18 protein-coding genes and 1 pseudogene are annotated in these 23,919 nt (G+C 65.7%); 12 read left to right on the top strand and 7 right to left on the bottom strand.

Features of this window, described 5'->3' with window-relative positions; all coding sequences use genetic code 11:
• Positions 1-14 precede the first annotated feature (14 nt).
• Entirely contained in the window at positions 15-605 is a 591-nt protein-coding gene (locus BRAGE_RS0141735) for a PadR family transcriptional regulator (RefSeq protein ID WP_027561943.1), read from the top strand.
• 8 nt (positions 606-613) lie between these two features.
• Here BRAGE_RS0141735 and BRAGE_RS0141730 read toward each other — a convergent pair whose 3' ends face one another.
• Entirely contained in the window at positions 614-1,375 is a 762-nt protein-coding gene (locus tag BRAGE_RS0141730) for an outer membrane protein (protein ID WP_027561942.1), read from the bottom strand.
• Positions 1,376-1,830: 455 nt separating this feature from the next.
• Here BRAGE_RS0141730 and BRAGE_RS0141725 point away from each other — a divergent pair, with 455 nt between their 5' ends.
• The 3 genes from BRAGE_RS0141725 to BRAGE_RS0141715 all read left to right on the top strand — a co-directional run bounded on the left by BRAGE_RS0141725 (position 1,831) and on the right by BRAGE_RS0141715 (position 7,326).
• Positions 1,831-5,292 carry a tetratricopeptide repeat protein gene (locus BRAGE_RS0141725; protein ID WP_028146501.1) on the top strand — a complete coding sequence of 1,154 codons (3,462 nt, stop codon included), beginning with the start codon at positions 1,831-1,833 and terminating at the stop codon, positions 5,290-5,292.
• Between the two features lie 349 nt (positions 5,293-5,641).
• Positions 5,642-6,559 (top strand): sulfite exporter TauE/SafE family protein, encoded by a 918-nt coding sequence (locus BRAGE_RS0141720; protein WP_027561941.1) that lies wholly within the window; start codon positions 5,642-5,644, stop codon positions 6,557-6,559.
• The gene (locus BRAGE_RS0141715; protein WP_027561940.1) at positions 6,556-7,326 is read left to right on the top strand and encodes a TIGR02186 family protein; all 771 of its coding nucleotides are present in this window, start codon (positions 6,556-6,558) and stop codon (positions 7,324-7,326) included. The genes BRAGE_RS0141720 and BRAGE_RS0141715 overlap by 4 nt, the downstream gene beginning before the upstream one ends.
• Positions 7,327-7,436: 110 nt before the next feature.
• Here BRAGE_RS0141715 and BRAGE_RS0141710 read toward each other — a convergent pair whose 3' ends face one another.
• Positions 7,437-8,210, bottom strand: a complete 774-nt coding sequence (locus tag BRAGE_RS0141710; protein WP_027561939.1) for an MBL fold metallo-hydrolase — start codon at positions 8,208-8,210, stop codon at positions 7,437-7,439.
• 12 nt (positions 8,211-8,222) lie between these two features.
• Complete coding sequence (locus tag BRAGE_RS0141705) at positions 8,223-9,131, bottom strand: DMT family transporter (protein ID WP_027561938.1); 909 nt, start codon at positions 9,129-9,131, stop codon at positions 8,223-8,225.
• A 96-nt stretch (positions 9,132-9,227) separates the two neighbouring features.
• Between BRAGE_RS0141705 and BRAGE_RS0141700 the strand changes: the two genes are divergently transcribed.
• Positions 9,228-10,091 carry a LysR family transcriptional regulator gene (locus tag BRAGE_RS0141700; protein ID WP_027561937.1) on the top strand — a complete coding sequence of 288 codons (864 nt, stop codon included), beginning with the start codon at positions 9,228-9,230 and terminating at the stop codon, positions 10,089-10,091.
• A gap of 19 nt (positions 10,092-10,110) precedes the next feature.
• On the opposite strand, the gene BRAGE_RS0141695 is transcribed toward BRAGE_RS0141700, so the two are convergent.
• Positions 10,111-10,344, bottom strand: coding sequence for a hypothetical protein (locus BRAGE_RS0141695; RefSeq protein ID WP_027561936.1), 234 nt, complete (start codon positions 10,342-10,344; stop codon positions 10,111-10,113).
• Positions 10,345-10,553: 209 nt separating this feature from the next.
• On the opposite strand from BRAGE_RS0141695, the gene BRAGE_RS51045 reads away from it, so the two are divergent.
• Positions 10,554-13,079 carry a glycogen/starch/alpha-glucan phosphorylase gene (locus BRAGE_RS51045; RefSeq protein WP_051378298.1) on the top strand — a complete coding sequence of 842 codons (2,526 nt, stop codon included), beginning with the start codon at positions 10,554-10,556 and terminating at the stop codon, positions 13,077-13,079.
• A gap of 129 nt (positions 13,080-13,208) precedes the next feature.
• A complete protein-coding gene (locus BRAGE_RS0141685) occupies positions 13,209-14,024 on the top strand; it encodes an acyl-CoA thioesterase (protein WP_027561935.1) in 816 nt (271 codons plus the stop codon).
• A gap of 208 nt (positions 14,025-14,232) precedes the next feature.
• Here the strand turns inward: BRAGE_RS0141685 and BRAGE_RS0141680 are convergent, their stop codons facing one another.
• The 3 genes from BRAGE_RS0141680 to BRAGE_RS0141670 form a co-directional block, all read right to left on the bottom strand.
• Positions 14,233-15,849: a phosphoenolpyruvate carboxykinase gene (locus BRAGE_RS0141680; protein ID WP_027561934.1), complete on the bottom strand. Its 1,617-nt coding sequence runs from the start codon at positions 15,847-15,849 to the stop codon at positions 14,233-14,235.
• Between the two features lie 296 nt (positions 15,850-16,145).
• Complete coding sequence (locus BRAGE_RS0141675; RefSeq protein ID WP_027561933.1) at positions 16,146-18,734, bottom strand: CHAT domain-containing tetratricopeptide repeat protein; 2,589 nt, start codon at positions 18,732-18,734, stop codon at positions 16,146-16,148.
• Positions 18,735-18,812: 78 nt separating this feature from the next.
• A complete protein-coding gene (locus BRAGE_RS0141670) occupies positions 18,813-19,547 on the bottom strand; it encodes a HugZ family protein (protein ID WP_027561932.1) in 735 nt (244 codons plus the stop codon).
• 240 nt (positions 19,548-19,787) lie between these two features.
• Here BRAGE_RS0141670 and BRAGE_RS0141665 point away from each other — a divergent pair, with 240 nt between their 5' ends.
• The 5 genes and pseudogenes from BRAGE_RS0141665 to BRAGE_RS0141645 all read left to right on the top strand — a co-directional run bounded on the left by BRAGE_RS0141665 (position 19,788) and on the right by BRAGE_RS0141645 (position 23,874).
• Positions 19,788-20,489: a response regulator transcription factor gene (locus BRAGE_RS0141665; protein WP_008542552.1), complete on the top strand. Its 702-nt coding sequence runs from the start codon at positions 19,788-19,790 to the stop codon at positions 20,487-20,489.
• A gap of 203 nt (positions 20,490-20,692) precedes the next feature.
• Positions 20,693-22,489, top strand: a complete 1,797-nt coding sequence (locus BRAGE_RS0141660; protein ID WP_027561931.1) for a sensor histidine kinase — start codon at positions 20,693-20,695, stop codon at positions 22,487-22,489.
• 11 nt (positions 22,490-22,500) lie between these two features.
• Positions 22,501-22,968: pseudogene (locus BRAGE_RS0141655) on the top strand (HPr kinase/phosphorylase).
• Positions 22,969-23,158: 190 nt separating this feature from the next.
• The gene (locus tag BRAGE_RS0141650; protein WP_024339151.1) at positions 23,159-23,560 is read left to right on the top strand and encodes a PTS sugar transporter subunit IIA; all 402 of its coding nucleotides are present in this window, start codon (positions 23,159-23,161) and stop codon (positions 23,558-23,560) included.
• Positions 23,557-23,874 carry an HPr family phosphocarrier protein gene (locus BRAGE_RS0141645; protein ID WP_027561929.1) on the top strand — a complete coding sequence of 106 codons (318 nt, stop codon included), beginning with the start codon at positions 23,557-23,559 and terminating at the stop codon, positions 23,872-23,874. Before BRAGE_RS0141650 ends, BRAGE_RS0141645 begins: the two co-directional genes overlap by 4 nt.
• Positions 23,875-23,919: the final 45 nt, after the last annotated feature.

Raw genomic sequence — 23,919 nt, 5'->3', positions numbered from 1 at the left:
AAGGAGCTGGTGCCATGGCGCTGGGCGACGCAATCCTCGCATGCCTGACGGAACGTCCGATGACGGGCTACGAGCTCGCCAAGACATTCGACTCCTCGATCGGCTTCTTCTGGAAGGCCGATCACCAACAAATCTACCGCGAACTCTCCAAGCTGCGCGACCGCGGCTATATCCAGGGGCGCGAGGTCGTACAGTCCGGCAAACCCAATAAGCTCATCTATACGCTCACTCCGGAGGGCCGAACAGCGCTGCGGCACTGGGCCGCGCGGCCGAGCACCCCGCCCTCGATCAAGGACGACCTCTTGGTGCGGCTGCATGCGCTCGACAGCATCGATATCGAGCCCATGCGCACCGATTTGATGGACCGGCTGGAGCACCACCGCGACCGTCACGCCAATTACGAGCGCATCCTGAAGAAGCGTTTTCCGGACGGCACGGCGGAGGGCAGGCTCGACCTCGGCAATCTGCTGCTGCTCCGCCTCGGCGCCCGCCACGAGCAGATGGTGGCCGATTTCTGCGAAGAGGCGCTCGAGGCGCTGTCGGCCATGAGCGGCAAAGGCACGGTGGTGCCGCTGGAGGACAGCAAGCGCGAGGGCAAGGGCTAGGCCCAGGCTTAGAACTTCGTCACGACGGGCTTGTCATCCCAGTTGAAGCGGACGTTCACGCCGGCGCGAACGATGTCGTCGGTCAACCGGACATCGCGGGTGCTGACGGTGAGTGCACCAGTCGGGACGGCCGGGTCGACATATCGCTTGCTGCCGAAATCGACGTGAACGTATTCGAGCTTGAAGCTTACCGCGCCCCAGCTATCGGTCCACGCCGCCCATTCGCCGCCAAGACCAGCCGCGAGGCCGGTGCGGGTCTTGGAGTCCGTGACCTGCCCCTCCGGACTGGACACGGTGACCTCCGTGCCGGCGAATGCGACGCCGGCGGTGCCATAGATCAGGAACTGATCGATCGCATAGCCGATGCGGCCGCGAAACATGTCGATCCAGCGCTCCCGCGTGCTGCTCAAGGCTGTGCGATTGAAGGGTGGCAGGTCCTGCGCGGAGCCGTGCGTGTTGGTCCATGAGGCGTCGTTCTCGAATCCGAGCACCGTCTTCTCGATCTGAAAATCGCAGCCGAAAGCCCCGCCCGCGACCCCGCCGGTGAGATTGAAGGTACCTGTGAGCGTGGGACCGACGGCATCGCCGGCGCGCGCGACGTGCTCGCTCTTGCCCCAGGAGCCGCCACCCTGGACGCCGACATAGCAACTCGTCCAGTTGAAGCCTGCGGGCGCCGGCGCTTTCACCACGGGCTTTGCCGCCGGGGCATCGGCGGCAAAGGCGGACGATACCAGTCCGGCCGCCATCGCGGCCACGAGCAACCATTTCATCTCAGCAACAATCCGCTCAGGCGGAGCGCAAAACGCAGCGCTCGCTATCCCTGAGACGGGCCGGCGATGCCGGCGGCGAAATTTTTGTCGAAGGCACGCCGGTCGTTCACTCCCTCTCCCGCTTGCGGGAGAGGGTCGGGGTGAGGGCTTTCTCCTCTTGGGGGTTCTCGCCTAGAGGAGCCACCCTCTCCCCAACCCTCTCAGCGCGAGCGAAGCTCGTCGCGCCCCGCACACGGGGGAGGGAGCACACCGACCCCCGCGGTGGCGCCGCGGTTCCCGCCGCCCAACTTTAAGACACCGGCGCCGCATTCCTTAACCCGTTATTTACCGTAACAGGAAAAAGTCGGTTTTCGAGGCAGACGACCCGCGCCAAATCCGATTGTCTTTGCAACCGGCACGCGAGGGAAGGCTGGAGGCGCCGGGGTGGGGCGCTGAAGTCGGAACCGGACAGAGTCATGAATTCGCGCGTATCGTGGAGTGTTGACGGCATCGATCCATCCGTCAGGGAGCGGGCCGAAGCTGCTGCGCGTCGTGCCGGCATGTCACTCAACGATTGGCTGAACTCCACGCTCGGCGAGACTGCACCGCCGAGCTTTCGCCCGCCTTACGATCAGCGCCAGCAACAGCAGCACATGCCGAGTCAGGAGAGCCGCGAAGTCGCGGACATTCACCAGCGGCTCGACGCGATCACCCAGCAGATCGAACGGATCTCGAAGCCCGCGCCGCGCCAAGACTCTTCTCGTGAAAGAGACGTCGCGCGCGAGCAGGGCGTCGCGCGCCAGCTCAACGACGCGATCTCGCGGCTCGATGCGCGGCTGTCGCAAATCTCCCGCCCGCAGCAGCCGCAGCAAGCTCAAGCGCCGCGGCCCGCGCCCGCGCCGTCACCGGTCGAAATGCGCCAGCGCCAGGCCGATGCGGTCGAGCGTGCGGCAACACAGGTCTATCGCAGCTCACCACCCCTGAGCCCTGCCTCGTTCGACGTCGCGGTCGCCGAGATCACCGCACGCCAGAGCGAGCTCGACGGCTTTACGCCGAGGCAAATGCCGCCGCGCGCCGCGCCCTCGATTGCACCCGCAGCACCTTACGCGCCGGCCATGGCACCGCCCCCGCCCGCCTATGCGCCGCCGCAGCCGGCGCCGGATTTCTCGGCGCTCGAGCGCCATCTGCTCAAGATCACGAGCCAGATCGAATCGCTGCAGCGCCCCGACAATACCGAGCAGGCCATCTCCGCCTTCCGCGGCGAGCTCGCCGAGATCCGTCAGGCCATCACCGAGGCGATGCCGCGGCGCGCGATCGAATCGATCGAGAACGAGATTCGCTCGCTGCACCGTCGCATCGACGAGACCCGCTCCAACGGCACCGACGGCCAGGTGCTGTCGGGCATCGAGCGCGCGCTGTCCGACATCAAGCAGGTGCTGCGCACGCTGACGCCGGCCGAACAGCTCACCGGCTATGACGAGGCGATCCGCAATCTCGGCGCCAAGCTCGATCTGATCCTGCGCGCCAATGACGATCCCTCGACGGTGCGCCAACTGGAGGACGCGATCTCGGCGCTGCGCGCCATCGTCTCCAACGTCGCCTCCAACGAGGCGCTGGCACGGCTGTCCGAAGACGTGCAGCTGCTGTCGTCCAAGGTCGACCAGATCACCCGCGCGTCCGGCCACAGCGACAGCTTCGCGGTGCTCGAGCAGCGCATCGCCGCCCTCACCGCCGCGCTGGAAACGCGCGAGCGGCCGCAGCCGTCCGAAAGCACCGAGCATCTGGAAGCCGCGATCCGCGCATTGTCGGACCGCTTCGACCGCATGCAGGTCGGCAACGATTCCGCCTCGACTTTCGCTCATCTCGAGCAGCGGGTCTCGTACCTGCTGGAGCGGATCGAGGCCGCCGCCGATCCGCGCAACGGCAACTTGAGCCGCGTCGAGGACGGACTGCACGACATCCTGCGCCACCTCGAGCGGCAGCAGGCGACCTATTCCGCACTGGCCGAGAGCCGCAATTCGGCGCCGGCGGCCGATACCGGCGTGGTCGATCTCGTCAAGCGCGAACTCTCCGACATCCGCTTCAGCCAGGCCGAGACCAACCGCAGCACGCAGGACTCGCTCGAAGCCGTCCATAGCGCGCTCGGCCACGTCGTCGACCGCCTCTCGATGATCGAGGGCGATCTGCGCGCGGTGCGCTCGGCACCGCCGGCCCCTGCGCCGCAGCCGATGCCCATGTCGTCGATGCCCATGGCGTCGATGGCGATGCCGATGACCGCGCCCATGGAGTCCGCGCCGATGGTGCGCGAGCCGTGGCAACAAGCGCAGCAGCAGCCGAAATACGATCCGAAGCCCGAGCTGCCGAATCCCGCCGCCGCGCAGCACCCGCCGCATTCCGCCTTCGTCGCCGCGCCGCGCGAATTCCACGCCGCTGCTCCGGCCGCGCCGCCGCCGGTACCGGCTGCCCCACCCGTTCCGCCGCGCGCAATCAGCGAGATCCTGGAGCCGCACACGGCGCCGGCGCGCGCCGCGATCGCACCGGAATTGCCGCCGGATCATCCGCTCGAGCCGGGCACCCGGCCGGGCGGGCGCGCCGCGACGCCCTCGGAGCGCATCGCCGCCTCCGAAAGCGCGATCAGCGAAATCCCCGCCGCACCGAAAGAGCCGGTGTCGTCGTCGAGCTTCATCGCGGCCGCGCGCCGCGCTGCCCAGGCCGCAGCGGCGCAACCGCCGGAGAAGCCCGCCCGCGGCGTCAAGGCCGCGCTCGCGTCCCGTGCGAAGGACAAGGGCCAGAGCCAGGAAGGCGGCTCGACCATCACCTCCAAGATCCGCTCGCTGCTGGTCGGCGCGAGCGTGGTCGTGATCGTGCTCGGCACCTTCAAGATGGCGATGAACCTGCTCGAGGGCGGCGGTCCGGCGCCAGCGCCACAAGCGATGGAGAATTCGTCGCCCGCACCCGCGCCGCAGCCGGCACCGCCGCCGGTCGAGACCAAGCCCGCCGCGCCCGAGCAGATCACGCCGTCAATGACCTCGCCGACGCCGATCGGCCGGCAGTCGCAGAACAATGCCGCGCCGGCCCCCATGAATAATTCCGGCGGCACTGCTTCGGTCGAAATCCCGCCCGCGCCCACAGTGCCGCCTCCGCCCGCTGCGTCGAGCGATGTGACTGGCGCGCTGTCGGGCACGAGCCGCGCGAAGCTCGGAACGATCCAGGTGCCGCCGAGCGAAAAGCTGCCTGATGCTATCGGCGGTCCCGGCTTGCGCACCGCCGCCATGAAGGGCGATGCGACCGCAGCCTACGAGATCGGCCTGCGCTTTGCGGAAGGCAAGGGCGTCGCCACGAATTACGACGAAGCCGCCAAATGGTACGACCGCGCGGCGCAGGCCGGCGTGGTGCCCGCGACCTTCCGCCTCGGCACGCTCTATGAGAAGGGCCTCGGCGTGAAGAAGGACGCCGACATCGCCCGCCGCTACTACACCCAGGCCGCCGAGCGCGGCAACGCCAAGGCCATGCACAATCTCGCGGTGCTCGATGCTGACGGCGGCGGACGCGGCGCCAATTACAAGAGCGCGGCGCAGTGGTTCCGCAAGGCGGCCGATCGCGGCGTCGCCGACAGCCAGTTCAACCTCGGCATCCTCTATGCCCGCGGCATCGGTGTGGAGCAGAACCTCGCCGAGTCCTACAAATGGTTCAGCCTCGCGGCCGCCCAAGGCGATGCGGATGCCGCCGGCAAGCGCGACGATGTGGCCAAGCGCCTCGACCCGCAATCGCTCGCCGCCGCCAAGCTCGCGATCCAGACTTTTAGCGCAGAGCCGCAGCCTGACGATGCCGTCAACGTTCCCGCCCCGAACGGCGGCTGGGACAGCGCGCCGCAGGCGAGCGCCAAGCCCGCGCCGAAGCAGGTTGCGACGAAGCGTTCGGCCTCGGCGGCGCATTAAAGGCGCATCGTTTTAAGTCGACAATCGGGCCGCGTGCTCGGTGCACCCCTCCCGCTTGCGGGAGAGGTCGGCGCGTAGCGCCGGGTGAGGGCTTTCTCCTCTGGGGGAGTCTCACTGCGGAGACACCCTCTCCCCAACCCTCCCCCGCAAGCGGGGGAGGAAGCGCGCGCCTTTGTCCTGACAGCTATTGAACCCAATCTCTTCGCTCTCGCTTCACCCATTCACCACGCCCCAAATTCCCGGTCCCGCCCGGCGCCGAATTCCGCTATTGAGAGACGCGGCAATCGTTCCAACCTTCCCGCGAGCATTTCCGCGCACTCGATCCGTCTCGCCGGAGCGTGGTCCTTCGATGCAGCTCTATCTCCCGATCGCCGATCTGCCCGTCAACGTCTTCCTGGTGTTGGCGATGGGCGCGGCGGTCGGCTTCGTCTCCGGCATGTTCGGGATCGGCGGCGGTTTTCTCATGACGCCGCTCTTGATCTTCATCGGCATCACGCCGGCGGTGGCCGTCGCTTCGGTCGCGAGCCACATCGCGGCCTCGTCCTTCTCCGGCGCGATCTCTTATTGGCGGCGGCGCGCGATCGATCCGGCGCTGGCGAGCGTATTGTTATGCGGCGGCGTCACCGGGACGGCGCTCGGGGTGTGGACCTTCACGCAGCTGCGTGCGCTCGGCCAGCTCGATCTGATGATCGCGCTCTCCTACGTCGTGCTGCTCACCACGGTCGGCAGCCTGATGTTCTCCGAGGGCCTGCGCGCCCTAATGCGGACCCGGCACGGCGCGGTGCCGCCGCGGCGCACGCATAACTGGATCCACGGCCTGCCGCTGAAGATGCGGTTCAAGCGCTCGAAGATCTATCTCTCCGTGATCCCCGTGGTGATCGTCGGCATCGTGATCGGCTTCATCGGCGCCGTTATGGGGATCGGCGGCGGCTTCATCCTGGTGCCGATCATGATCTACCTGTTGCGCGTGCCGACCTCGACGGTGATCGGGACCTCGATGATCCTCACCCTCGTCACCATGCTGTTCGCGACCATGCTGCATGCGGTGACCAATCATCTCGTCGACGCCGTGCTGGCGCTGATCCTGATGGTCGGCGGCGTCACCGGCGCGCAGTTTGGCGCCCGTGCCGGCCAGAAGATCCGCGGCGAGCAGCTGCGGCTGCTGCTCGGCCTCCTGATCCTGTCGGTCGGCGTGCGCTTCGCGATCGAGCTTGTGATCCGGCCCGAGGATCTCTTCACCATCCGCGAGCTCGGGGTGACCGGATGACGCGCGCGCTTCTCGCAATCTTTCTCGTCCTGCTGCTCGGCTCGGCTGCGCGCGCCGAGCGACTGATTGTGTCGGTCTCCAACCACCGCGTCACCGTGACGCCGAACTATTCCGGCGAGGAGCTGGTGCTGTTCGGCTCGGTCGAGAGGGACGCCACGACGCCCACTGACCGCACCGCTTACGATCTCGTCGTCACCGTGATGGGCCCGCGCGCCGATATGGTGACGCGACGGAAGGAGCGCAGATTCGGCATCTGGATCAACACCGACTACCGGCAATTCCTGGAGGTGCCGAGCTATCTGGCGCTGTTCGCCAACCGTCCCTTCAACCTCATCACCTCGCCCGAGATCGCGCGCCGGCAGCAGATCGGGCTCAACAACGTGCTGCTGACCCAACGTGTCAGCGGCGACTATGCCGACGTGGTGCCGGACGATGCGTTCCGTTCCGCCTTCATCCGCCTGCGGACCGAGCGTGGACTCTATCGCGAGGATGCGAGCGCGGTGACGTTCCTGACGCCGACGCTGTTCCGCACCGGCATTCCGCTGCCGGCGGAAGTGCCGATCGGCACCTACGAGGTCGAGATCAAGCTGTTCGCGAACGGCACGCTGGTCACCAAGACCGAGACCGCGTTCGAGATCGTCAAGGTCGGCTTCGAGCAGTTCGTCGCGACCAGCGCCCGGCAGCACGGGCTGATCTACGGCCTCGTCACCGCAGCGATGGCGCTGATGACGGGATGGATGGCGTCGATCGTGTTCAGGAAGGATTGAGGGTCGTCATTCCGGGGCGCGCGAAGCGCGAACCCAGAATCCGTCCATCGGTGGAGTTGGTGGCGCGATGGATTCCGGGCTCGACGCTTCGCGTCGCCCCGGAATGACAGCTACGGCGGCTCGATCACTGTCGGCACGCCCGGCTCCAGCAGGCGCAGCCGCGTCCCGAAGCCGAGCACGTCAAACGTCTTGCGCAGGTCCTCGCTGTTCTGGCGGAAATGCGCCCAGCCCTCGGTATGCAGCGGCACGATCATCGCGTCAGGAAAGGCGCGCGCGGTCTCGATGGTGTCGTTGGTGTCCATGGTGAGATGGAACGGCCCGCGCGTTTGCGCCGCCCCCGCGAACGGCAGCACCACCCGACATTTGAAGCGGCGCGCGACCTCGGCGACGCCGTCGAACCAGGTAGTGTCGCCGCTGATATAGATGGAATGCGTGTCCTTGCGGCTCGACTGCACCACGAAGCCGATGACGTCGCCCGACAGCGGCTCGATGCCGGCCGGACCGTGACGCGCCGGTGTCGCGGTGATCGTGAGCCTGTTGCCGTCATCGTCCTTCAGATGCGCGGTGGCCCAGGGCGCGAGGCCCTCGACATGGCCGCCGAGGCGTTTTGCGCCGGCTTCGGTCGTCAATGCGCGCGGCGCTTTGAGGAGGAAGTCGCGGCCGGAATTGTCGAGATTGTCCGAATGCTGATCGTGGCTGAGCAGCACGGCATCGATCGGACCGATCGCATCGGGCTTCATTGCGGGACCGATGGTCTTCTCCAGCTTCACATGCGGCAGCTGGTAGGCGCCAGGCGCATCAAAGGTGGGGTCGGTGAGCAGGCGAAAACCGTCGATCTCGATCAGCGCAGTGGGGCCGCCGATCAGGGTGATGGAAATGGGCATGAGGAACTCCTCTTACGCGACGGCCTTTGCCGGCCGCGTCACCAGGTAAATGCCGAGCGCCACCGGAATGATCCCCAGGAGGTCGCGCATCTCGATGTGCTCGCCGAGCACGATGTAGGCGAACAGCATGCCGAGCGGCGGCATCAGGAAATGATAGGCGCTGGCGGCGGTCGCGCCACACACTTTCAGGAGATGAAACCAGAGCCAGTAGGCGAGGATCGAGCCGCCGAGCACCAGGAACGCGAAGGCGCCGATCAGGCTCGGCGTGAAATCAATCGCGTGGACGTCCGCAAAGGTGAGCGCGATCGGCGTCAGCACGATGCCGGCCGCGAGGTTCTGCACGCCGTTGCCGATCCACAACGAGCCCTTCGGCGCCAGCAGCTTGAACAGGATGGTGCCGGCGACGATGGAGGCAAGCGAGGCCAGCGTGAAGACGATGCCGTGGAGACTATCGGTGCCGACCGACAGGCGATGCCAGACGATCAGGGTGACGCCGATGATGCCGAGCGACAGGCCGCCCGCCTTGCGCCAGCTCATGCCCTCGCCGAGCAGCAGCGCGGCGAGCGCCGCGGTGAACACCGGATTGGCCGAGACGATCAGGCCGCCGAGGCCGGCGGAGACCGATTGCAGGCCGGTGTAGCCGAGCCCGAGATAGAGCGCATTGTTGGCGATGCCGAGGACGGTGAAGATCACCGCATCGCGCCATGACAGCGACCAGTCGCCGCGGACCATCGTGGCGCCGAGGATCAAAATGCCGGCGAGCGAGAAGCGCGCCGCGAGCAGGATCAGCGGTGGGCAATGGGTGACGCCGATCTTGCCGGCGACGAAGGCGTAGCTCCAGAGCAGGCAGAACAGGCCGATATAGAGCGGCAGCGCATTGAAGCGGCTGCGGGGGACGGACATCGAAGGGGCAAGCGACATGACATTTCTCCTGAGCCTTCGACATAGGGGGACGGCTTGCCATTTGGAAATTAAATGATTAACTGCCGATCAGTTGATTTTCGAATGGAGGCGGCCATGCTCGATCTGGAGCTCCTGCGCAGCTTCGTCTCGGTGGTCGAGGCCGGCGGCTTCACCCGCGCCGGCGAGCGCGTTCACCGCACACAGTCGACCGTCAGCCAGCAGATCAAGCGGCTGGAGGAGGATGTCGGCCAGGTGCTGCTGCACCGCGACGGCAAGGACGTGCGTCCGACCGAAGCCGGCGAGCGGCTATTGTCTTATGCGCGGCGCCTGCTCTCGCTCGCGGAAGAGGCGCGCGACATTCTGCGCGAGCCTGGCGGCGAAGGCGCGATCCGGTTGGGCATCCCCGAGGATTTCGCGGCGTATCGTCTCGCGAAGCTCTTGGGCGCGTTCTCGCGCTCGCATCCGGGGCTGCGCCTCGATGTGCGAGCCGACCAGAGCAAGAACCTGTCGCGCGATCTCGAACGCGGCGAACTCGACCTCGCGCTGTTCAAGCGCGGCGCCGGCGAGAAGGGCGCGATCGCGGTGTGGCCGGAGCGGGTGCACTGGGTCACCAGCAAGAGCCATCCGGTCGACGTCAATGTGTCGTCGGTGCCGCTGATCGGCTTCCCGCTCGGCTGTCTCTATCGCGCCGGCGCCATCCACGCACTGGAAAGCGCCGGTCGCCCCTGGCACATGGCCTATTCGTCATCGAGCCTCGCCGGCATCCAGGCAGCCGTGGCCGCCGGCATGGGCCTCAGCATCTTGTCCGAGATGTCGATCCAGTCCGATCACCGCGTGCTGACCGCGAAGGACGGTTTTGCTCCGATCAACAGGACCGAGGTCGCGCTGATGGCCGCGCCCGATGCGAGCCCGGCAACTCTGCGGCTTGCGGATCGTCTCGCCGAGTTCTGCGATACGGTGCAGGCGAAGGCAGCCTGAGCGCGCGAAGCGCCCGGCCTCAATTCGTCGCCGACACCAGCCTGTCGCCGCACGCATTGGCGTAGAACTTGCCGCCGCATTGACGCTTGATGACGGCGCAGCGGGCTTGGGGCGAGGCATTTTGCGGGACAGTAAAGCTGCAGCTGAGACCATCGGCGCTGCGGCCGGGCTTGCCGGCGGCGAACGCGGCGCTGGAGGCGGTGATGCAGACCACGAGCAGGGCCGCAGCGGCGATTTCGATCAGCAGTCGCATCATGGGCGTCTCTCTCCACACTGATGGCTGAATCCGACCGCAATCTAGCACGGAATCCAGGTTTCTCCGTGCATGCCCGGGTTCCCAAACCGGCCCATTCCTTGCATAATTTTACGCCAGCGCAGTGCATGCGCGCGCCGGCGATGGTTCCGGCGCAGCGGCAAGACGCGTAGGGTGAGTAGCAGTTTTTCGACCAGGAAGTGACGGCCTTGCAAGATCAATCGTTCCAGCCCAGTTTTCCCGCGCCCGGGCAGCCCATCGACGAACTCGCGCTGGCCGAGATCAAGGGCGCAATCCTGGCGAAGCTGCGCCTTGCCATCGGCAAGGACGCCGGCATGGCGACGAAGCACGACTGGTACCAGGCCGCGGCGCTGGCGCTGCGCGACCGCATCGTGCATCGCTGGCTCACCGCCGAGAAGCGCAGCTACGATGCCGGACGCAAGCGCGTCTATTATCTCTCGCTCGAATTCCTGATCGGCCGCCTCTTCACCGACGCGCTCAACAATATGGGCCTCTTGAAGATCTTCGAGGTCGCGCTCGGCGATCTCGGCGTGTCGCTGCCGGACTTGCGCAAGTGCGAGCCGGACGCGGCGCTCGGCAATGGCGGCCTCGGCCGTCTCGCCGCCTGCTTCATGGAGAGCATGGCGACGCTGTCGATCCCCGCGATCGGCTACGGCATCCGCTACGATTACGGCCTGTTCCGCCAGATCATCAATCAGGGCTGGCAGCAGGAATATCCCGACGAATGGCTGAGCTTCGGCAACCCCTGGGAATTGCAGCGGCCCGAGGTGATCTACGACGTCAATTTCGGCGGCGGCGTCGAGCATGTCGACGACAAGGGCCGCGACCGCGCGATCTGGCATCCGGCCGAGACCGTGCAGGCGATCGCCTATGACACGCCGATCGTCGGCTGGCGCGGTCAGCACGTCAATGCGCTGCGGCTGTGGTCGGCGCGCTCGCCCGATCCGCTCAAGCTCGATGCCTTCAACAAGGGCGATTACGTCAGCGCCAGCGCCGAGCAGGCGCGAGCGGAGGCGATCTGCAAATTCCTCTATCCCAACGACGAGAGCCCGGCGGGCCGCGAGCTGCGGCTGCGCCAGGAATATTTCTTCGTCTCGGCTTCGCTGCAGGATCTGGTGAAGCGGCATCTTGCGTCCGACGGCCAGCTGCGCAGCCTGTCGTCGAAGGTCGCGGTGCAGCTCAACGACACCCATCCGAGCCTTGCCGTCACCGAGCTGATGCGGATCCTCGTCGACCTGCACAATTTCCGCTGGGACGAAGCCTGGAAGATCACGGTCGCCACACTCTCCTACACCAACCACACGCTGCTGCCCGAGGCGCTTGAGACCTGGCCGGTCGAGCTGTTCGAGCGGCTGTTGCCGCGGCATCTCGAGATCATCTACCGCATCAACGTACAGCACCTCGCGCTCGCCGAAGCGCGCGCGCCCGGCGACATCGACTTCCGCGCCTCGGTCTCGCTGATCGACGAGAAGAGCGGCCGCCGCGTGCGCATGGGCCAGCTCGCCTTCGTCGGCTCGCACCGCATCAACGGCGTCTCGGCGATGCATTCCGACCTGATGCGCGAGACCGTGTTCCACGATCTCAACCATCTCTATCCCGGCCGCATCACCAACAAGACCAACGGCATCACCTTCCGCCGTTGGCTGATGCTGGCGAACCCCAAGCTCACCGACCTGTTGCGCGAGACCTGCGGCGAGGCCGTGCTCGACGATCCGACCCAGCTCTCGCTGATCGAGGCGCGCGCCAGCGACGTCGAATTCCAGAAGAAATTCCGCAGCGTCAAGCTGCACAACAAGGCCGCGCTGGGTCGCCTGATCGGCGAGCGGCTCGGCATCAAGGTCGACCCGAGCGCGCTGTTCGACGTGCAGATCAAGCGCATCCACGAATACAAGCGTCAGCTGCTCAACGTCATCGAGACGGTCGCGCTGTATCAGTCGATCAAGGACGATCCCAACGGCAATTGGGTGCCGCGGGTGAAGATCTTCGCCGGCAAGGCGGCGGCGAGCTACCGCTACGCCAAGCTGATCATCAAGCTGATCAACGACGTCGCCGAGGTCGTCAACAACGATCCCGCCATCGGCGGCAAGCTGAAGGTCGTCTTCCTGCCCGACTACAATGTCAGCCTCGCGGAAGTCATCATTCCAGCGGCCGACCTCTCCGAGCAGATCTCGACTGCCGGCATGGAAGCCTCCGGCACCGGCAACATGAAGCTGGCGCTGAACGGTGCCATCACCATCGGCACGCTCGACGGCGCCAATATCGAGATCCGCGACCAGGTCGGCAGCGAGAACATCGCGATCTTCGGCATGGAGGCCGGCGATGTGATGATCCGCCGCAAGCAGGGGCTGGATGCCTCCGACGTGATCCGCAGGTCGCCGAAGCTGCAGCGCGCCATCAACGCGATCGGCACCGGCGAGTTCTCGCCTGGCGATCCCGGCCGCTTCGAATCGATCGCACACGCGCTGCGCTATCTCGACCATTACATGGTCAGCGCCGATTTCGATTCCTATTACGAGACCCAGCGCGCGGTCGATGCGCGCTGGCTGGTCTCGCCGGCCTGGACGCGCGCCTCCATCCTCAACGTCGCGCGCATGGCGTGGTTCTCCTCGGACCGCACCATCCGCGAGTATGCGCAGGAGATCTGGAACGTGCCGGTCAATCCGATCACGCCGCCGTTCCAGGACGCAGAGGACCAGCGCGGCGCCACGGCCTGATTTTTCCGCGGCGTGAAATCGGCGTTACGCGACAGGTAATTGCACAGACAGGCGATGGCTGTGATATGACGACCGTCATTCCGAGGCGGCTCGCAGAGCCGAACCCGGAATCTCGAGACGGAAACGAACATGCACGCCAAGCTCCCGCACCCCTTCGACGACGCCACCCGCATCACGGCGGGTGACTCGAGTTGGCAGGGGCATACCAGCGACGATTACTGGGCCTTTGTCGGCCCGTTCGGCGGCGCCACGGCCGCGACCATCCTGCGCGCGCTGATCGAGCATCCGCAAGCCGCCGGCGATCCGCTGGCGCTGACCGTCAATTACTGCGCGCCGATCGCCAAGGGCCCGTTCGATCTCGACATCCGTCTGGTGAAAGCCAACCGCTCGAGCCAGCACTGGAGCGTCGAACTGTCGCAGGGCGGCGGCGAGGTCGCAACGCTCGCCACCGCCGTGTTCGCCGAGCGCCGGCCATCCTGGGAGCACAGGGTGGCGCAATATCCCGAGACAAAGCCGTTCGAGCAGACTCTGCCGTTCCCGAAGATCCAGGCGTCCTGGGCCAACCAGTATGAATTCCGCTTCGTCGAGGGCGAGATGCGCATCGGCCCGCCGCAGGCGGAATTCGCCAGCACCTATTCAAAGCTCTGGATCAGCGACCGCGAGCCGCGCAGGCTCGACATGCCCTCGCTGATGTCGATGTCGGACGCCTTCTTCGGCCGCATCTTCCACGCCCGGCGCGAGCTGGTGCCGTTCGGCACGGTGTCGCTGACGACCTATTTCCACACCGACAGCGAGGAGCTCGCCGCAGAGAACATCACGCGTGTGCTCGCGACGGTGGACTCGAAGATCATGCACAAGAGCTACGCCGACCAGAACGCCGAGCTGTGGTCGCCGAACGGCCGGCTGCTCGCGACCACGACGCAGATCGCGTATTTCAAGGCGTAGCTGCTCTTCCCCTCTCCCCGTTCTTACGGGGAGAGGGTTGGGGTGAGGGGCTGCTTCCGCGAATACAATAAAAGACGGACTCGCGGAAAGTCCCCCTCACCCGCCGCGCTACGCGCGTCGGCCTCTCCCCGCGCGCGGGGAGAGGCGAAGGTCCGCAAAACAAAAAGGGCGGCCTTGCGGCCGCCCTTTTGCATTGAAGACGGAGCGATTACTCCGCCGCGAGCTTCACGTCGGGCGCCGCGGCGCGCACTTCGGCGTCGACCTGGGCCTCGAACTTGGCAAAGTTCTTCTGGAACATGCCGACCAGCGCGCGGGCGGTCTTGTCGAACTCGTCCTTGTCCTTCCAGGTGTTCACCGGGTTGAGGATCTCGGCCGGCACGCCCGGCAGCGCAGTCGGGACCGCGAAGCCGAAATATTTGTCGGTGCGGAATTCGACGTTGCGCAAGGAGCCGTCGAGCGCGGCGGTGAGCAGCGCGCGGGTCACCTTGATCGGCATGCGCGAGCCGGTGCCGTACTTGCCGCCGGTCCACCCCGTGTTGACCAGCCAGCAATCGACATTGTGCTGGGCGATGAGGTCGCGCAGCATGTTGCCGTAAACGCTGGGGTCGAGCGGCAGGAAGGGCGAGCCGAAGCAGGTCGAGAATTCCGGCTGCGGCTCATTGCCGAGACCGCGCTCGGTGCCGGCGACCTTGGCGGTGTAGCCGGAGAGGAAGTGATACATCGCCTGCGCCGGCGACAGCTTTGCGATCGGCGGCATCACGCCGAAGGCGTCGGCGGCGAGCATCACGACGTTCTTCGGCTGCGGCGCACGGCCGGTGCGCGAGGCGTTCGGGATGAAGTCCAGCGGATACGCCGAGCGCGTGTTCTCGGTCTTGGAGCCGTCGTCGAAATCGACCACGCGGGTGTCTTCGTCGAGCACGCAATTCTCGAGCACTGCGCCGAAGCGGGTCGAGGCCGCGTAGATCTCGGGCTCGGCTTCCTGCGAGAGCTTGATGCACTTGGCGTAGCAGCCGCCTTCGAAATTGAAGACGCCGTTCGGGCCCCAGCCGTGCTCATCGTCGCCGATCAGCGTGCGGTTCGGATCGGCCGACAGCGTGGTCTTGCCGGTGCCGGACAGGCCGAAGAAGATCGCGGTGTCGCCGTTCGCGCCGACATTGGCCGAACAGTGCATCGGCATCACGCCGCGCTCGGGCAGATAGTAGTTCAGTGTGGTGAAGACCGACTTCTTCATCTCGCCGGCATAGTAAGACCCGCCGATCAGGACGATCTTGCGGGCGAAATCGATCGCGACGACGTTCTCCGACTTGCAGCCGTGCCGTTTGGGATCGGCGCGGAAGCTCGGCATGTCGATGATGGTGAGCTCCGGCGTGAAGCTCGACAGCTCGACCGCCTCGGGGCGGATCAAGAGCGTGCGGATGAACAGCGAGTGCCAGGCGAGCTCGGTGAAGACGCGCGTCTTGATCCGGTAGGCCGCATCGGCGCCGCCGTAGAGATCCTGCGCGAACAGGCTCTTGCCTTCGGCGTGCTTGAGGAAGTCCTGATAGAGCGTCTCGAACTGCTCTGCGGTGATCGACTGGTTGCCGGCCCACCACATCTTCTTGTCGGTGGTGGCGTCACGCACCGTGAACTTGTCCTTCGGGCTGCGGCCGGTGAACTCGCCGGTGTCGGCGCAGAGCGCACCGTCGGCGGAGAGCACCGCCTCGCCCGCGGAGAGCGAGTATTGATAGAGTTGCGGCGCACCGAGGTTCCAGTGAACCTGCTTGAGATTCTTTAAGCCGAATTTGTCGGCACCGAAGGCACCGTTGCGCACGCCCGTCTCTTGCACGAAAAAATCCTCCTAGAACCCGCGACACTCAGCGCGGCCAAGCTTTGGCACCATCGCGGTCACCGTTAATAATAGACCATCCGGCCTCGGCTGGGCGACCTAATACTGATGAACGCTGGCGTTGCCAAGCTGATCCCGCAGGATTTGGTTTATTCAAGGACCGCGCCAAACGTCGCGCATGTCAGCTCTGAGCAGGCGCATCATAAAATCGCAAATGATCGCGCAACCAAATACGCATTTCTGCGTTGTTTGAGGTTTTTGCGATGCACAACCCAAGCACGGACTTCAAGTCCGGCCTATCGTACCTCTCCTTCGCCGACGAGTGCGAACGGTCCCCACATCGCGGGGTAGGCATTGCGCGGTGACGAAGTGTCATCAACGTAGGTTAACATCGCGCGGCGCAAGGCTTCGGCACGCCCGATCTTTGGTTCGTTTTTGAGCAACTCGAAAGTCGACGTGGTCAGGCGGGTGGCAGCTTCCGAATCCACCGCCCAATGCGAGACCAGCAGCGCGCGGGCGCCGGCGTAGAAGAACGCGCGCGCCAGCCCCGACAGCGCCTCGGCGCCGGGCTTGTCGCCGGCGATCGTGTTGCACGCCGACAGCACCACCCAATCCGCATTGAGCTTGAGCTGGGCGACCTCGCTCGCGGTCAACAAGCCGTCGTCGAGCTCGGTGGGCTGATCGGGAATGGAGAGCGCGAGCGAGGGCTCACCAAGTCCCTTGATGTCGCCGGCAACGAGGCCGTGGGTGGCGAAGTAGATGATGCTGTATTGAGCAAGCGCTGCACGCTTCAGCGTCGTCTCGCTGGCGTCACGGCCGAGATGGATGTCGGCATCGGTGGCGCCGACATCCTTCGCCACCGCGTTCAGCTCGTCGGCGGTGTCGGGCAGCTGCGGCAGCGCTTTTGCAAGCTGCGCGCGATCGACGCCGGCACCGCGCCAGAAGTCGGTATAGGCGGTGGTCGCAATGTTGCGCGCGGCGACCTTGCCGCTTGCGGCGCGCCGATCGGCCGGGCCTTCCAGCGCCGGGTTGAAGACGGGATCGCCAAAGCCGGTCATCGGCTTGACTCCCTGATCCCGGCGCGCAAACGCACGCAGCGATTTCAGGCTGATCACCGACGGCAGCACCGACACCGCCTGACGCCGCAGCAGCCAGGCGGCGCTGCGATAGCCTTCGAGCGTGTCCGGGATCGCAGCCTGCGGCTTCTCCGTGACCAGCAAGTGAAACGGCAACGCGGTAAGCGCCGCCGACGGCACCACCAGCAGGTTGCGCTTGTCCTTCGTCAGCGCCTCGACCGGGCCGAGCAACGCGACATAGAGCTCGTTGGCAAGCGCAAGGTCGAACAGTCCCGATTTGCCCGAGCCATCGCGCGCCTTGCCGACGTCGAGCCCCTTGCGGAATGCGGTGACCTTTTGCGTCAGCGCGTCCGCACCGAGCGGAATCTCTTTCCAGTCGACGCCCTCACGCGTGATCGCGATGACATAGCTCTGCTTGTCGACAACGGAATAGAGCACCATCGCCTCGTCGGCAGACAGCAAGGGCTGGATGTCCTTCAACGTCAGCGGCAGCGGATTGGATAGCGAGGCATAGTCGGGAAACTCGACCGCGAGCGTGTTCTGCAAGCCCGCACGCTCCTTGGCGATCGCGGTGATCCGGGCGCGGCTGCGCTGCTCGGCGGCAAGATCCCGCTGGGCGGATTGCTTCGACACCGCGGCGATGATCGCCTTGTCGAGCGCCTCGGTCTCGGCCGCGAGGTCCTGGTCCTTGCGCACGAGTTCGGCGAGCCGGTCGCTGCCCGCGGCGAGCCGGACCGCAAGCTTGTTCACGGCGGAGGCGGCGGAGGATTGCGTGCCGCGCTGGATCGCGGCCAGCGCCTCATCGAGCGCCTTGTCGTCTGGCAGCAGGGATTGCTGGCGCGCCGCGAACAGGATCGGCAACACCACGCGCAGCTGCGCGCGGTTGGCCGCGAGCGTCTTTTCGGCGAGCGGCAGCGCATCGGCTGTTCGTCCCGACGCCTGAAGGAAGGCGGCGAGATTGCTGGTCGAGGTCGCGACATCGGGATTGTCAGGTCCGAGCGCACGCTCGCGGATCGCCAGCGCGCGGCGATAAAGCGGCTCGGCCTCGGCATAGCGCCGCTCGTGCTGATAGAGCCCCGCGAGATTGTTCAGCGAGCGGGCCACGTCCGGATGATCCGGTCCAAGCACCTTCTCGCGGATTGCGAGCGAGCGCTTGATCGGCGCTTCGGCCTCGGCATCGCGGTTGAGATCGCGATCGACCTGGCCGATGTTGTTCAGGACCGTGGCAACCGCGGGATGCTCGGGCCCGCCGACTTTCTGATAGATCGCGAGAGCGCGCTGGAATAGCGGCTCGGCCTCGGCATGCCGCTCCTGCTTCACATAAAGCGTGGCGAGATTGTTGAGGGCCCGGCCGACATCGGGATGCTCGCGCGACAGGCCTTTTTCGCTGACGGTAAGCGCGCGCTTGAACAGCGGCTCGGCTTCAGCGAAGCGGCCCTGGCGCTGATAAAGCGCGGCGAGATTGGTCAACTCCGCCGAAACCAGTGGCGTTTCGAGACCGAGCGCCTTTTCCATCAGCGCGATGGCGCGCTTGTAGAGCGGCTCGGCGAGGTCATCCCGCCCCTGGCCGGCATAGACCTGGCCGAGATTGTTGAGCGCGGCAGCGAGCTCGCGGCCGTTGTCACTCTCCAGGCGCGTGGCCATGCCTTGCGCGAGCGGCAGCGCTTCCGAATACTTCCCGGCACTGATGAGCGCGCTAATCCGCGCGCTTTCCGCGGCAAGGCCTTTCTGGGCAAGACTGGGAGTGGCAAGCGATATCGTGGTCGCGAGTGCCAAACCCGCAACCAGCGTCAAACGACGGCGTGTCATGAACCCTCTCGCGGCCGACTTCGAACCATTACGGTCTTGGGTCGCAGCGATGGGGGGCCGCGTTCAAACGGCTGCGCTTCAGTCCACCATTGTGCGCGCTTCGCCAGCGAGGCGGACCAGCATCTTGCGCAGGCCTGTGCCGTCGGTCACGCGCTCCGGAAAATCCAGCCGGAGCGCGGTCTGGCCATCCTGCATGTCGAGGCCTTCGGGATCGCAGCCGGTGCAGCGCCAGTCGCCGGCGGGGGCGCCGAGGAGCTTTGTTGCATAGAGGCCCATGGCGTCGCGATGGTCGGCGTTCATGTGCTCGACGGCCCCCTCCTCCGCCGCGAGCAGATCCTCGGCGCCAGTGAGGTCGGTGAGGAACTGTTCGGGCTTGAGGTCGACGATCCGGCCGAAGCCCGCAACCAGATGGGTTCCCGTCGGGCGAATCCGGAAGAAGGAGAAATCCTTAAATGAAACAAAAGCTTCCGCGGACGGATGGGCATTGAGATACCGTCGCTGGAGGAGATCCTTGTCCGCCCCGGCCCCTTCGGCCCGGCCCGACAGCATGATCCGGGCGCCTTCCAGGGGATCGCCGGCGGCGCGCTCGTCCAGCATCAGGGAGACCCTGTTGTCGGCCAGGATATTCCTGGTGTGCACGGCTAAACCGGAGATCAGCAGGATCGGCGAGCCGTCCGGATGGCTCGCCAGATTGACCAGGGAACAATAGGGATCGCCTGAGCCCGCCATCAACGTTGCGAGAGCGCCCTGCCGCGACCGCCGCAGCAGCGATTTGGCGAGCTTTTCGGGAGCGAAATCGGGGGTCGGTTGCATCGGCTTTCTCGGCTCAGGTGGTTGCAAGGTGGGTCTTTTTTCGGGTAAACGGGGGTCTGGTTATGGGTCGAGATGCGGCGAATCTGCCGTGTTTCGTGGAACTTGGTCACACTTCAGCCCAGCTTGCATTGCTCGGTGACAAGGTTCGTACGCCACTTTGGCACCCATGTATGCGGCGCATCACTGGATTGCTCGCCGTTTCAAGCCACGACCCAAACGGAAAGCAGAAAGCAGAGGCTCATGCCCACAATCGCTTTGGTCGACGACGACCGCAACATTCTCACATCCGTCTCGATCGCGCTGGAAGCCGAAGGCTACCGCATCATGACCTACACCGACGGTGCCTCCGCGCTTGACGGCTTCCGCACCACTCAGCCCGATCTTGCCATCCTCGACATCAAGATGCCGCGCATGGACGGCATGGAGACGCTGCGGCGCCTGCGCCAGAAGTCCGACCTGCCGGTGATCTTCCTGACGTCCAAGGACGAGGAGATCGACGAGCTGTTCGGCCTCAAGATGGGCGCCGACGATTTCATCCGCAAACCGTTCTCCCAGCGCCTCCTGGTCGAGCGCGTCAAGGCGGTGCTGCGCCGCTCGGCGCCGAAGGACCCGACCGTCGCGCCGAAGGAGAACGACGCCAAGGCGCTCGATCGCGGCCTTTTGCGCATGGACCCCGAACGGCACACCTGCACCTGGAAGAACGAGCCGGTGACGCTGACCGTCACCGAATTCCTGATCCTCCAGGCGCTCGCGACCCGGCCCGGCGTGGTGAAGAGCCGCAACGCGCTGATGGATGCCGCCTATGACGACCAGGTCTATGTCGACGACCGCACCATCGACAGCCACATCAAGCGGCTACGCAAGAAGTTCAAGGTGGTCGACAACGAGTTCGAGATGATCGAGACGCTGTACGGCGTCGGCTATCGTTTCAAGGAAGCCTGAAGCTCAGCGCGCCTTCGCGAAAGATTGAGAGCATCGCCGGTTCTCGTTTCATCGGGACCGGGATCGCTCCAAGGCGCGACCGGGACGACGCTTTGGATTGCTGTTTGAGGATGATCCTTTCGGAAAACCGCTGCACACTTTTCCGGATCATGTTCTAGGATGCGAGGACCCTTCGCACGAGATGCCTAACGCGGGCGTAAGCATTGCTTGACCGAACGCAGCCTGACGAGAACCAGAACGCCGGGGATATCGGATCCGACGGCGTTCCGGAGCACGTTGCCGACGACAAGCCGGCCGCGCAGGGCTGGCGGCCGCTGAACTGGCTGAAGCGCGCCGGGCAGTTCTTCTTCGCGCTGTCCTTCTCGAGCCTGACCCGCCGGATCGTCTCGCTCAACCTCGCCGGCCTGGTCGCGCTGGTGGCGAGCATCCTGTACCTGTCGCAGTTCCGTGCCGGCCTGATCGACGCGCGCGCGCAGAGCCTGCTGGTGCAGGGCGAGATCATCGCCGGCGCGATCGCAGCCTCCGCGACCGTGCAGACCAACGCCATCACCATCGATCCCGACCGCCTGCTCGACCTCAAGACCGGCGACAGCTATGGCGGGACCGACGATTCGCTCGATTTCCCGATCAACCCGGAGCGCGTGGCGCCGGTGTTGCGCACGCTGATCTCGCCGACCAAGACCCGCGCGCGGATCTTCGATCCTTACGGGACCTTGCTGCTCGACAGCCGTGACCTCGACAACGTGCTGAGCTTCCCGCTGCCGCCGCCGTCGCAGAAGCCCGGCCTCGTCGAGCGCGGCATGGTCGCGATCCGCACCTGGCTGAACCGCGGCGACCTGCCGCTGTATCGCGAGCTCGGGCGCGAGAACGGCAATGGCTATGCGGAAGTGAGCGACGCGTTGCAGGGACAGAAGCGCTCGATGGTGCGGGTCAATTCGCGCGGCGAGGTGATCGTCTCGGTCGCCGTGCCCGTGCTGCGCTCGCGCGCCATCCACGGTGCGCTGATGCTCTCGACCCAGGGCGACGAAATCGACCAGATGGTGACCGCGGAGCGCCTTGCCATCCTGAAGGTCGGCGGCGTCGCCGCCGCCGTCATGATCATGCTGTCGCTGCTGCTGGCGAGCACGATCGCCGGGCCCGTACGCCGGCTCGCCGACAGCGCCGAGCGCGTCCGCCGGCGCATCAAGGCCCGCATCGAGATTCCCGACTTCACCCGCCGCCGCGACGAGATCGGCCATCTCTCCGGCGCGCTGCGCGACATGACCAGCGCGCTGTACAGCCGCATGGAGGCGATCGAGATGTTCGCCGCCGACGTCGCCCACGAATTGAAGAACCCGCTGACCTCGCTGCGCTCCGCGGTCGAGACGCTGCCGCTGGCGCGCAACGAGAACAGCCGCGCCCGCCTGCTGGAGGTGATCGAGCACGACGTCAAGCGGCTCGACCGCTTGATCTCCGACATCTCCGACGCCAGCCGTCTCGATGCCGAGCTCCAGCGTCAGGATGCGATCCCGGTCGATCTGCGCCGTCTGCTGACGACGCTCGTCTCCGTCGCAAACGAGACCAAGCTCGGCCACGACGTCGCGGTCGAGACACGGTTCGAGGGCCGCGGTCCGACCGACACCTTTGCCGTGACCGGCCATGATTCGCGGCTTGGACAGGTGGTCTCCAACCTGCTCTCCAACGCGCAGTCGTTCTCGGAAGCCGGCAATAAGGTGCGCCTCACCTGCCGCCGCGTGCGCGGAGAGATCGAGATCGTGGTCGACGATGACGGCCCCGGCATCCGCGACGATGCGCTGGAGCGCATCTTCGAGCGCTTCTACACCGACCGGCCGCATCAGGGCTTTGGCCAGAACTCCGGCCTCGGCCTGTCGATCTCCAAGCAGATCGTCGATGCCCATGGCGGACGGATCTGGGCCGAGAACCGCGCAGGCCCGGTGGACGAGGACGGCGCACCGACCGTTGCCGGCGCGCGCTTCGTGGTGAGACTGCCGGCGCTATGAGCCAAGGCAGCTTGAACGAAGGCGGACCCAGCATTCACGCCTCCGCAGTCAAGGTCGGCAATCTGGCGGTGCTGATCCGCGGTCCGTCGGGCTCCGGCAAATCGCGCCTCGCCTTCGATCTGATCATGGCGGGGCGATCAGGCATGGTCGAACCGGCCGTCCTGGTCGGTGACGACCGTGTCCATCTGGCGACACTCGGCAAGGAAATTGAGGTCCGTCACGCACCGACACTCGCCGGCCTGATCGAGATCAGGGGCCTCGGAATCCGTCGCTGCGACTTCGTGGAGCGTGCGACCGTCGGTCTCGTGGTCGATCTGGACGCTCAGGACGCCGAACGGCTGCCTCGGGCAGAATCCCTGAAAACCAGCATTTTGGGTGTCGAAATACCGCGAATCCCCGTCGGCCGCGACTATTCGCCCCTCCCTTTGGTTGTCGCGGCCTTGACCACTACCAAGAGTTAACCTTCTGCTAAGCCCTGAGGCGATTGTTTGAAGGGAAATGGTAACCATATGAACCCCACTATCGCGGCCGAGTAGACCGGCGCAGCTCCCCTCATCCATCCGTCTAGATTCAGGGAGATACGCAACATCCCCTCTTGCGCGGGGGCTCTGGATGGTCAAAGTGGCGCGTTCGTGCGGTGCACCAAAAGCGCCCGCGAGGAGTTTTCCGATGATTGGTCTAGTACTTGTGACCCACGGGCGCCTTGCCGACGAATTCAAGGCAGCGCTTGAGCATGTCATGGGCCCACAAAAGCAAATCGAAGCGATCACGATCGGCGCCGAAGATGATTCCGATCTCTGCCGAAGCGACATCATCGAAGCGGTTAACCGCGTCGATTCCGGCGACGGCGTTGCGATCCTCACCGACATGTTCGGCGGCACGCCGTCCAACCTTGCGATTTCCTGCATGAGCCGGCCCAAGGTCGAAGTGCTCGCGGGAATCAACCTTCCCATGCTGGTGAAGCTCGCCAAGGTGCGCGAGGAGCGTTCGCTGCCCGACGCAATCGCAATGGCCCAGGAAGCGGGCCGCAAATACGTCACCATCGCCAGCCGCGTGCTCGCCGGCAAATGAGCGAAGAGGCGCCGCAAGCGGGGACGGGCGTGCCCGCGGGCGCGATTTCCAAAGAGCTTCTGATCATCAACAAGCGCGGCCTGCATGCGCGGGCTTCGGCGAAGTTCGTCCAGGCGGTCGAGCGCTTCGATGCGCAAGTGTGGGTGACGCGCGGCGGCGAGACCGTCGGCGGCACCTCGATCATGGGCCTGATGATGCTCGCTGCAGGCCCGGGTACGACGATCACGGTCGCGGCGGCCGGAGCGGAAGCGGAAGCTGCGCTTGCCGCGATCACCGAGCTCGTTGAGAGCAAGTTCAACGAGGAAGGGGTTTAGGCCCTCCACGCGCTCAGTGCCGTAGGGTGGGCAAAGCGAAGCTGC

The sequence above is a fragment of the Bradyrhizobium genosp. SA-4 str. CB756 genome (assembly GCF_000473125.1).
Lineage (GTDB): Bacteria > Pseudomonadota > Alphaproteobacteria > Rhizobiales > Xanthobacteraceae > Bradyrhizobium > Bradyrhizobium arachidis.
This window is presented reverse-complemented; position numbering and strand designations above follow the sequence as displayed.

Coding starts and splice junctions, on each gene's coding strand:
- BRAGE_RS0141735 (WP_027561943.1), top strand. CDS start 15: ATGGCGCTGGGCGACGCAATCCTCGCATGCCTGACGGAACGTCCGATG.
- BRAGE_RS0141730 (WP_027561942.1), bottom strand. CDS start 1,375: ATGAAATGGTTGCTCGTGGCCGCGATGGCGGCCGGACTGGTATCGTCC.
- BRAGE_RS0141725 (WP_028146501.1), top strand. CDS start 1,831: ATGAATTCGCGCGTATCGTGGAGTGTTGACGGCATCGATCCATCCGTC.
- BRAGE_RS0141720 (WP_027561941.1), top strand. CDS start 5,642: ATGCAGCTCTATCTCCCGATCGCCGATCTGCCCGTCAACGTCTTCCTG.
- BRAGE_RS0141715 (WP_027561940.1), top strand. CDS start 6,556: ATGACGCGCGCGCTTCTCGCAATCTTTCTCGTCCTGCTGCTCGGCTCG.
- BRAGE_RS0141710 (WP_027561939.1), bottom strand. CDS start 8,210: ATGCCCATTTCCATCACCCTGATCGGCGGCCCCACTGCGCTGATCGAG.
- BRAGE_RS0141705 (WP_027561938.1), bottom strand. CDS start 9,131: ATGTCGCTTGCCCCTTCGATGTCCGTCCCCCGCAGCCGCTTCAATGCG.
- BRAGE_RS0141700 (WP_027561937.1), top strand. CDS start 9,228: ATGCTCGATCTGGAGCTCCTGCGCAGCTTCGTCTCGGTGGTCGAGGCC.
- BRAGE_RS0141695 (WP_027561936.1), bottom strand. CDS start 10,344: ATGCGACTGCTGATCGAAATCGCCGCTGCGGCCCTGCTCGTGGTCTGC.
- BRAGE_RS0141685 (WP_027561935.1), top strand. CDS start 13,209: ATGCACGCCAAGCTCCCGCACCCCTTCGACGACGCCACCCGCATCACG.
- BRAGE_RS0141675 (WP_027561933.1), bottom strand. CDS start 18,734: ATGACACGCCGTCGTTTGACGCTGGTTGCGGGTTTGGCACTCGCGACC.
- BRAGE_RS0141670 (WP_027561932.1), bottom strand. CDS start 19,547: ATGCAACCGACCCCCGATTTCGCTCCCGAAAAGCTCGCCAAATCGCTG.
- BRAGE_RS0141665 (WP_008542552.1), top strand. CDS start 19,788: ATGCCCACAATCGCTTTGGTCGACGACGACCGCAACATTCTCACATCC.
- BRAGE_RS0141650 (WP_024339151.1), top strand. CDS start 23,159: ATGATTGGTCTAGTACTTGTGACCCACGGGCGCCTTGCCGACGAATTC.
- BRAGE_RS0141645 (WP_027561929.1), top strand. CDS start 23,557: ATGAGCGAAGAGGCGCCGCAAGCGGGGACGGGCGTGCCCGCGGGCGCG.